1 protein-coding gene is annotated in these 552 nt (G+C 61.1%); it reads left to right on the top strand.

The window, feature by feature from the left end:
- Positions 1–552 (top strand): integrase core domain-containing protein (locus tag CR105_RS27505; RefSeq protein ID WP_143752840.1); only part of this gene is annotated, 552 nt, incomplete at both ends.

Raw genomic sequence — 552 nt, 5'->3', positions numbered from 1 at the left:
TGCTTCCATCTCTACGTCATCCTCGACATCTTCAGCCGCTATGTCGTGGGCTGGATGGTGGCCGAAAAAGAGAGCGCAGAACTGGCCGAGCAACTGATTGCCGACAGCGCCATGAAGGAGAACATCACGCCGGGAATGCTGACGCTTCACGCCGATCGGGGCAGCAGCATGCGCTCCAAACCGGTGGCAACAATGCTGGCCGATTTGGGCATTGCCAAGTCGCACAGCCGGCCTTACATCTCCGACGACAACCCGTACTCCGAGGCACAGTTCAAGACGCTGAAATATCAGCCTGGCTTCCCAGCGCGCTTCGGCTCGCTGGCTGATGCTCGTGCCCACTGCGCACCGTTCTTCGCTTGGTACAACCAGCAGCATCGGCACTCAGGCATCGGCATGATGACGCCCGAGAGCGTTCACACGGACCGCGCTGCCGAAGTGCACAGGCTGCGACAGATCACCTTGCAAAACGCCTTTGAGCGCACGCCAAGCCGCTTCAAGAACCGGCTGCCACAGCCCCAGAGGCTGCCAACCGCCGCCTGGATCAATCCGCCG

Origin of the sequence: Massilia eurypsychrophila, assembly GCF_002760655.1 — a bacterium.
Taxonomy (GTDB): Bacteria; Pseudomonadota; Gammaproteobacteria; order Burkholderiales; family Burkholderiaceae_D; genus JAFCUW01.
Note: the sequence above shows the minus strand (reverse complement) of the source record. Positions and strands in the feature narration are given on the sequence as shown.